The following is a 9,523-nucleotide window of genomic DNA, read 5'->3' as shown; positions in this document are numbered from 1 at the left end:
CAACGCCCCCCGGCGACTCCGACCGGAACGGACGGAGCGGGAATCGGACTGGCAATCATTGACTATCAATAAGATAAGTAGTACAGACACGCTCTTGAGTTCTCAAACCACCACCACACGCAAGGACCCGGCACCCGACCGGAAACCCCGGAAGGACCGCGCCGTGCGGCAGCAAGATGAAGAACTTACACGACCCCGCCCACGAACGCAACCCGACCGGCACACCGGACCCCGAAAACCATTGCAAACACACACAACCATCGGCGTGTCGAAAAACCACAAATCCACCGACGAATAGCTCCGCGAACGACGGAAATACGACCGCCGTGCCCTGAAAAATCCCAGAGCACGGCGTGTCACATGTCGTCATATCCGCAGATCGCGCCGATCAATCCTGATGGATGCGGAAGATCCTGGCCGAAGGCCTGTCCGTTACGGCGGCGGTCAGCCGCACATGGTTGCGGTCGGAACGGGTGATGCCCCATTCGGCAGCCTGCGGCGCATGGTCGCGATTCGCCGGCGAGGGGAACACCTGCTCCATATGCGCGCTTTCGGGGATTTCGATATCGACCGATGCTTCGCCGTCCCGTCTCCACGCAATCACGTAGCCGTCTGCGGCAGTGCCGAATCCGCGCAGGCCGGAAACCAGCCAATCGCCATTGAAATCAGGCAGACCGGCCGGCCACCATGGAACCAGATCGTCGGCGATTTGTTCGGCCAGCACCTGACGATGCAGGGCAACGGCATCACGGACCAATCCCAAACGCCGCTCGTCCATGCGATTGATGAAGCCGGACAGGTACAGGCGTCCGAGAACACCGGTCGCCAAAGTCAACACCGCGGTCTCATCATCCATTTCCTGCTGCGCGTAACCCCAGTTGCCCTGCTGCTCCGGCAGAATCGTCAAGCCCGCTCCGGCGGCGATCGCCGCATAGATCAGCGGATCGCACTGGTCGGAAGTGGATTGCAGGTCCAATCGCGCCAGCTGCGCGTAGTCGGCACGCATCGCGCCCGACCCGCAATTCTCGATCATGACGTCAGGATGCCTACGACGCAGGTCGTCCAGCCAGTCCAGGTATGCACGGCAATGGCCGAGCAGCGCGTCGCCTACAGACTGCGTATTCGTATCGGTGCCGACACCGGGAATCGTGTTGTAGTCGAATTTGAAGAATACCGCGCCGAATTCATCGATCAGACGGTCAACGGTGCGAGTGACGTGCTCGCGAGCGGCGGCGCAGCGGAAGTCCAGCAGATATCGGCCGGAATCGCTGACCCGGGCGCCATGACGGGTGAAGAACGCTTCATCCGGCAAAGCCGCGGCCAACGGCGAATTCACGCCGATGACTTCCGGTTCGAGCCACAAGCCAAGCCGCATGCCATGCGCGCGAATATTTTCGGCCAGCCCCGCAAGGCCTGCATCGCCGAATCGATTGGTGGAGGGCGCCCATTCGCCGACCATGTCCCACCATCCGCCATCGGTGCTGTCGTACCAGCCTGCATCGATGCAGAAAACATCGGCGCCGACTTTCGCCGCGCCTTCTACCAATGGAAGTTCCTTGTCGATACGCGGGTCGCCGAACAGCGTATTCATGTAATCGTTGTACACAACAAGGCCTTGCGTATGCTCGAATTCAGGTAAACGATCAAGCTCGGCGGCCTTTTCCACGCGCAGCGCGCGGCGTTGCAGCGTCATTTCGGCGACGGCCTGCTGCCAATCACCTGCGGTTACGACGAAGGAGACGGGAACGGTGACGACGTCATTGCCGCTCCCCAGTGTGCTGAACCACTGATGGTCCCATTCTTCCGGGCCGAACGCGGTGATGCGCAATCCCGGATCGGTTTCGCTGATTTCCCACTCCCACGGGCCGTTGTGCTCGACCTGCCACATCACGGAAAACGGCCGGGAAGAGACGTGCCGCCCGCTCTCATCGACGTCTGCGGCATGATCGCCGCCGGCGGCGGCGCCGTCGATTCCGGCGTTGCCGCCGGGATTGATCTGCACGATACCGTCCGGAAGATGCTCACCCGTGCTCCATGTGGACAACGATTTCAAGGCGAACCGCGAGCTGGCAACGCCAGGATTGATGATCTGGTTGCGATCACGCAATGCCGTTTGACGGAGCGGGGCGCTATGCCAATCGTTTTCAACGGCCCACGCCGAATCGCCCCAGTAGAGGATGCCGGATTCCACTGTGCCGCCGTTGCAGTTCATCGGCACGGTCAGTTGCAACGATGAAATCGCTTCGACCGGATACCGTTCCGGCGATGCCACCTTCGTGTAGGCGCGCACGGCGGACAGGCCTTCAAATGCTTCGTATACGGAAATCACAGTCAGACCGCCTTCAATATATGATGACGTTCCACGTGAAACAATCCTGTCCGACAGATGTTCACATGTCTTATCGAGACGCTTGTATCGCGCGTCGGGCCGCAAATCATCAAAAGCCGCGTACTGCACGATTTCCAGTCGGTACAGTTTCAGGCCGCCAACGGAACCGCCCTTGCCCGAGACGCCTTGCGAGACGTTCTGCGGAATCTCCCGCACGGAAGTCGTCGCCCGAACAAAACGCAGACGGGATCCGGCCACGGTCTCGATGAACGTGAGACGGTTGTCGTTCGATCCGGTCGCGGTGGCATTCATCTCCACGATCGGACGCGGGTCGTTCTGCACGGACGGCCACTCGCAGATGCGATCCGCCGCGCCGCCGGCGGCGCAACCGCCTTCAAGCCCATCGACGGCGCCGGCCCCGCCGCCGGTCATGCCACGCCCCGCAAGGCCGCACATAAGCACAGGAGCGTCGCCCCGAACCTCGAACATCATCGACACCACGCCGTTGCCCCATACAAAACGCCCTTCGGCATTCGGGCATATCGCGGTTTCTTCAGCCACATTGCCTCCTCAAAACGACCGACGCGCAACGGAAACGCACCGGAAGCACCTCGACATGACGCATCGATACGCCATGCTGCAACACACTATTGTAGCGCTACATTTTTTAGCGCTACAATTCAATCAGTCATTCACACAAACGACGTGTGCAATGCAACATCCCATACGCTCTCAGGCAGTGGAGGCGAAAAGACACATGAGCTCAAATCCCGCGGAAATCATTCCCGCAACCACATTCACCACCGGCGACGGCGCCATCGAATGGACCGGCGACGGCGAATTCCTGCGCATCGAAGCGTGGGGTTCCAACAGCGTGCGCGTGCGAGCCCGCATCATGCAAGACATCGCCGACGCCGATTGGGCGCTGCTCGCGCCAGAGGCGACGGCAGCGACGACACCGGTCACAACCACCGTCACCGGCACAACGGCAACGCTCGTCAACGGCCTGATCACGGTGACCGCCGAAACCAACAACGAAGGCAGCGCCTGCCGCCTCACCTTCCTCAATACCGAAACCGGCGAAATCCTTCTGCGCGAAGCCGGTGACGGCGGCGCCCTACGTCTGCGCGCCCGCGCCCATCATCCGTTGGAAAACGGCTCGGAATCCCCCACCGTCACATTCAACGCATGGGACGGCGAACACATCTTCGGCATGGGCGAATACCAGCAGCCCGTCCTCGACCTCAAAGGCTCCACCCTGGAACTCGCGCACCGCAATTCGCAGGTCAGCGTGCCGTTCATGATGTCCAGCCGCGGCTACGGCTTCCTGTGGCATAATCCGGCGATCGGCACGGTCACATTCGGCGCGAACCGCACCGAATGGCACTCCTCCGTCTGCGATCAGATCGACTATTGGGTCACCGCAGGAACCACACCGGCGCAGATCGAATCGCAATACGCCGACGCCACCGGCCACGCGCCCGTCATGCCGGAATGGGGACTGGGCTTCTGGCAATGCAAGCTGCGCTACTGGAATCAGGAGCAGCTGCTTGACGTCGCCCGCGAATTCAAGCGCCGCGACATTCCGATCGACCTGATCGTCATCGACTTCTTCCACTGGCCATTGATGGGCGACTTCCGCTTCGACGAGGAATTCTGGCCCGATCCGAAGGCGATGGCCGACGAACTGCACAGCATGGGCATCAAACTGATGGTGTCGATATGGCCGCAGATCGACCTGCAGTCGGAAAACTACGATGAAATGCGCCGCAACAACTACCTGGCGAAAACGCGCCAAGGCAAGGACGTCGGCATGTGGTGGCCGCGCGACAACCAGTTCTTCGACGCCACCAATCCGGCGGCGCGCGGCTGGCTGTGGGACAAAATCCGACACAACTACACCGATCTCGGCGTCGACGCCTTCTGGCTGGACGAGGCGGAACCGGAATGGGGCGCCGATTACGATTACGCGCACTACCTGTATCATGCAGGCCCGGTCGGCAAGGTCGGCAACATCTACCCGCAGCTGTACAACAAGACCTTCTACGACGGACAGATCACCATCGGCCGCGAAAACGACATCGTCAACCTGACGCGCGCGGCGTGGGCCGGTTCGCAGCGTTACGGCTCGCTGGTGTGGTCGGGCGACGTGCATTCCACATTCGACGATCTGAAAGCCCAGATCACCTGCGCGATCCACATGGGCGTGGCCGGCATTCCCTGGTTCACCACCGATATGGGCGGTTTCGCCGGCGGCGACCCGAACAGCGAGGATTTCCGCGAACTGTACGTGCGCTGGTGCCAGTTCTCGTGTTTTTCGCCGGTGATGCGCAACCATGGCGACCGTATGCCGGCGACCCGCGTCCCCGGAAAACCGACATTCGACCGCATCGGCAATCCGATCGATCACATCCACACCGGCGCCGACAACGAGCCTTGGACGTACGGAGAAGAGGTCGAAGGCATCATGCGCAAATACATTCGGATCCGTGAAACACTGCGCCCGTATTCACGCGAGCTGTTCGACGCCGCCCACACCGACGGCCAGCCGCTGGTGCGCGGCCTGTTCTACGAATTCCCGGATGACGAGGCCGCCGCAAACGTGCCGGACGAATACATGTACGGCCCGGATCTGCTAATCGCGCCGGTCGTAGAGCTTGGCGCACGCAGCCGCGACGTGTATCTGCCGGGAGGCGCCGACACGACCTGGACGAATCTGCATACCGGCGAACGCTTCGCCGGGGGCCAGCAGGTCACGGCCGACGCTCCGCTGGACGTGGTGCCGCTGTTCGCCCGCAATGACGCCGACCATGGTCTGGCCGGCATGATCTGATTGCGGTTTGCGACGGCGGCGGACGCATACTTGAATACGACAGAAGGAGGATCCATGGTCACATTGGACGATGTCGCAGCACTGGCAGGAGTGTCTCGAATGACCGCGTCCAATGCGATGAACGGCAAGCCCTTCGTCAAAGCCGAAACGGCGCGGCGCGTGCTGCAGGCGGCCGCCGAATTGGGGTATCGCCCCAATTTGGCGGCGCGCCAGCTCAGCTCCGGGCGCACGCATGTCATCGGCATCACCATTTCCGATTTCGATCTGACCTTCCCCGCCGACGTCGCCGCACGCCTGTCCGATCTGGCTCAGTCGCGCGGCTATCAGACAGTGCTGCAGCAGACCCGATATTCCACTGATTTCGAGCAGCAGGTGCTGTCGAGCGCGGCGATGCAGATGTGCGACGGCACGATCGTGTGCTGGCCGAGCGGCACTGCGGCGCCCATCGTGGAATTCAGCCATGCGCATCCGGTGGTGGCGTTGGACGGCTTCACCTTGGCGGGGCATGTCGATTGCGTGTTCTCCCCATCATTGGAAGGCAGTGCCGCCGCGATTCGCCGTTTTGCGAATTGCGGGCGCACACGAATCGCGATTTTGGGAGTCGCGCCTTCCGATGCCGGCACGTCGGCGGAACGGCCGAATTCCGCCGCCTTACGTCTGGATGGCGCGTTGGCGGCCGTTCGCGATTATGGCCTCCCGCCTGTCGCCGATAGCGGCATCGCGCCTTGCACATGGAATCGACAGGGCGGCTATGACGCGATGTCACGGCTGATTCGCGAGCGCGGCAAAGGCGGGACGGCATTGGATTTCGATGCCGTTTTCTGCCTGACCGATTCGATTGCGGTCGGCGCGATGCGGGCGCTTGCGGATGCAGGCATTCGCGTACCGGGAGATGTTGCGGTCATCGGTTTTGACGGTTTGGATGAGGGCGCGTATTGTTCGCCGCGCCTGACCAGCGTGGGCGTGGATGCCGGCGAGGCTGCGCGCATTTGCTTGGATATGCTGGTTGAACGCATTGAAAACGCCGCATCCGAGCAGCCACGCTCCGTCACGCTTGACTATCACTTGCTGGAACGTGCGTCGGCTTAGGCGCCCCATTGCGATGACCGTCATTCCATGACTGCGATCGATCACACCGTGCATATTCACTGCGTATTGAACAATCGCCTTGGAAAAGCCGCCCTGTACTGGCCCGGCGTCAGGCCGACGCGGCGTTTGAACACCCGCATGAAATATTTCGGATCGTCATATCCGATTTCATGCGCGATGTCGGCGACGCTTGCAGCCGTGGAGGTCAGCAGCTCGCAGGCGCGGTCGATTCGGCATTGCGCGATCTGTTCGGCGATGCCGATGCCGAATTCGCTGCGGTACCTGGCGGTGAGATAGCTGGGTGAATAGTGGAATCGTTCGGCGATGCCCGCCACCGTGATGGGCTCGAACGCGTTGGCGCGTATCCAGGAACGCACCGCGGGCATCGCGACGCCGGCCGCCTTACACCGACTGCGCGCCCCCACACTTTCATGCATCCGCCTCATCTGCAGATTGACCTCAAGCAGTATGCATGTGGCGCAGTACGCCCCGTATCGGTCGGGCCGGGAGGCCGCATCGGAAAAGACGTCCACCAATTGTCCGAACAGCACGGTGAGACGGTCGGGATCGACCAACCGCATCTTTTCGGGCAATGCCAACAGGCTTTCGTCGGACGGCAGGCCGCCGTCCATGCCCGGCTCATGCCAGTGGGAAAGCTGGAAATGCATCCAGAAGAAATCCAATTCCTCCGCGATCGGCTCCGTTCCGGCATGCTCGATTCCGGGAGGCAGCAACGCCACTTCACCGGCCACCACGTGCAGCGAACGCTCGCCGACGCGTATGGGCAACGTTCCCCGACGTACGAATATCAGTTCGAATGAGTTGCTGATGCGTCGCACATGCCGCCATCCGGCTCCGGACACGAACTGTCCGACCACGAAGAAATCCACCGGTTTATCCAGTCGGCTGCATATGACCTTCACGCCCATCACCTTATCAGCCGCAAGCAACACGGCGACGAGCCGCGACGGGCGGCAGCCGACTGGGTCTTCTGACGGTTGTGGGCCGCCGTACGCGACGCGTCGCGGTCACAACCGTCAGAAACCCGGGCGCAAAGTACGCGAAAGCCGCGGTTATGCGTGCAGGAACACCGTCATTTCGGTTTCCCCACGGTTGGCCCAGGCGAAATACGGGATCAGCGTGACGCTGGTGGCTTCACGCTCGGCCGGCCGCCATGCCGCATACAGCGGACGGTGTTCGGCGTCGTCGGCCTTTTCCCGCCATGCGGGAACGGCAAGCGTGACCATCGGACGGTCGACCGCGTCGACTTCGCCCAATCCGGACTCGTCCTGCCCGGCGGCACCGGCATGGAACATCACATCGGAAACGGTGACGCGATTCGGGTCCTCGGCGATTCGTGCGGCATCGACATGCAACAGGTGCAGATTGCCGCCGTTGTCCACGCCTTCCGCGCAGTAGGCGATCGGCCCGCGTACGAATGCGACCTTGCCCGCATCCTCGCGCACCAGCGGATTGGCGGCTACCATGCGCACAGGCATCGGGAAATCGAAACGGATGACGTCTCCGTCATGCCATTCGCCGCTGAAATACACGTATCCGTCGCGAATATCACGGGTGATGCGACCGGCCGATTCGCCGCCGGATTCGCAAGAGACCTCACAGGAGGCCTCGCCGGAGGCATGAATCGCCGACGCCGCCTCTTCTCCGGCCCAGGCAGGCAGGCGGAACGCCAGCGTCGCCTTGGCCGGGGCGTCCACATGCACGGTCGCCGCTCCGTCGCCATGCCAAGGCAGATTCGCCGTCATCTCCAGGGTCAGCGCGGCGTGCGCGAAATGCGCGGAGACACGGCCTCCCATATACAGATGCGTATACAAGGTGGATGTTTCGTCGTTTACCGTATATGCGTACTGCTGCACGGATTCGACGATGCGGGCGATATTCGGCGGGCAGCAGGCGCAGCCGAACCATTTCTGGCGGACCGGCTTGACATGGAATTTGCGTTCGTCACGACGGCAGGCCTCCGGCACCACTTCCAACGGATTGACGTAGAAGAAGCTTTTGCCGTCCAGCGCCATGCCGGCCAGCGTGGTGTTGTACAGCGCGGATTCCATGACGTCCGCGTATTCGCCTTTCGGATGGATCTGCAGCATGCGGCGCGCGAAGAACGCGAGCGCGATGGCCGCGCAGCTTTCCGAATACGCGGTGTCGTTGGGCAGGTCGTAGTCGTAGGAGAAGGATTCTCCGACATGCGTCGCGCCGATGCCGCCGGTGACGTACAGTTTGCGGTCGACGATGTTGCGCCACAATGTTTCGCAGGATTCGAGCAGCGCCGGGTCTTCGGTCAGCCGGGCCACGTCGGCGACGCCGGAGTAGAAGTAGGTCGCGCGTACGGCATGGCCGACGGCCTCGCGCTGTTCGGTGACGGGGGTATGTGCCTGATAATAGGCGTAGGGCGCGGGAACATTGTCGTTCGGACGGTAGGTTTCGCCGTTCTCCTGCGCACGGCGATGGTCTTCCTGTTCGAAGTAGAGCGGCTGCCGGCCACGCTGGCGGACGAAGTATTCGGCCAGATCGGCATAACGCCGTTCGCCGGTGGTTTCGGCGAGACGCACCAGCGCCATCTCGGCGATTTCATGGCCCGGGTAGCCGCGCAGCTTGCCTTCCTCCGTGCCGAAGACGGAGCCGACGTAGTCGGCGAATCGGCATGCGGCCTGCAACAGCTTGTCTTTTCCGGTGGCCTGATAATATGCGACAGCGCCTTCGACGAGATGGCCGAGGCAGTAGAGTTCGTGATGGTCCTTCAGATTGGTGAAATGCCGGTCCATGCCGTTGAGGATGTAGTACGTGTCCAGATATCCGTTCTCGAGCTGAGCCGCGCAGACGATGTCGATGGCCGCGTCGGCGGTGGCTTCCAGCTCGGCGTCCGGATGTTCGGACAGCGAATAGCCGACCGCTTCGATCCACTTGGAGAAGTCGGTGTCCTGAAAGACGAATCCGTAGAATTTATCGGGTTCCGGATTGTTCGGGTCGTCGGGCAGCGCTTCGAATCCGCGGAACGTGTAGGTCGGTGGCGTAAAGTCCTTGCCTTGCGCCTCTTTGCGCGCGTTCTGCGCGGCGGCCGCCTTGAAATTATGCATGCAATAGCTGGGGGCTGCGCCCGGAACGTCGTCGTTCAGCGCTTTCCACTGGTATGGGATCACCGTTGTGCGCACCAGCTCCTGTTCGGCGCTCCAGAACGCATCGTCGACGACGACGTCGTTCAACGGTAGGGGCTTGCTGGTTTCCAAATCCGCCATGATAAGGTCCTCCTT

5 protein-coding genes are annotated in these 9,523 nt (G+C 61.9%); 2 read left to right on the top strand and 3 right to left on the bottom strand.

Features of this window, described 5'->3' with window-relative positions:
- Positions 1-388: 388 nt before the first annotated feature.
- A complete protein-coding gene (locus tag AC1AX7_RS07770; protein WP_476509521.1) occupies positions 389-2,821 on the bottom strand; it encodes a beta-L-arabinopyranosidase in 2,433 nt (810 codons plus the stop codon).
- Between the two features lie 265 nt (positions 2,822-3,086).
- On the opposite strand from AC1AX7_RS07770, the gene AC1AX7_RS07765 reads away from it, so the two are divergent.
- Positions 3,087-5,162, top strand: a complete 2,076-nt coding sequence (locus AC1AX7_RS07765) for a glycoside hydrolase family 31 protein (protein ID WP_476509517.1) — start codon at positions 3,087-3,089, stop codon at positions 5,160-5,162.
- 54 nt (positions 5,163-5,216) lie between these two features.
- Entirely contained in the window at positions 5,217-6,251 is a 1,035-nt protein-coding gene (locus AC1AX7_RS07760) for a LacI family DNA-binding transcriptional regulator (protein ID WP_476509516.1), read from the top strand.
- A gap of 56 nt (positions 6,252-6,307) precedes the next feature.
- Here AC1AX7_RS07760 and AC1AX7_RS07755 read toward each other — a convergent pair whose 3' ends face one another.
- Positions 6,308-7,180, bottom strand: a complete 873-nt coding sequence (locus AC1AX7_RS07755) for a helix-turn-helix transcriptional regulator (protein WP_476509520.1) — start codon at positions 7,178-7,180, stop codon at positions 6,308-6,310.
- A 144-nt stretch (positions 7,181-7,324) separates the two neighbouring features.
- Entirely contained in the window at positions 7,325-9,508 is a 2,184-nt protein-coding gene (locus tag AC1AX7_RS07750; protein ID WP_476509515.1) for a glycoside hydrolase family 127 protein, read from the bottom strand.
- Positions 9,509-9,523 lie beyond the last annotated feature (15 nt).

Source organism: Bifidobacterium sp. LH_449 (assembly GCF_056356755.1).
Note: the sequence above shows the minus strand (reverse complement) of the source record. Positions and strands in the feature narration are given on the sequence as shown.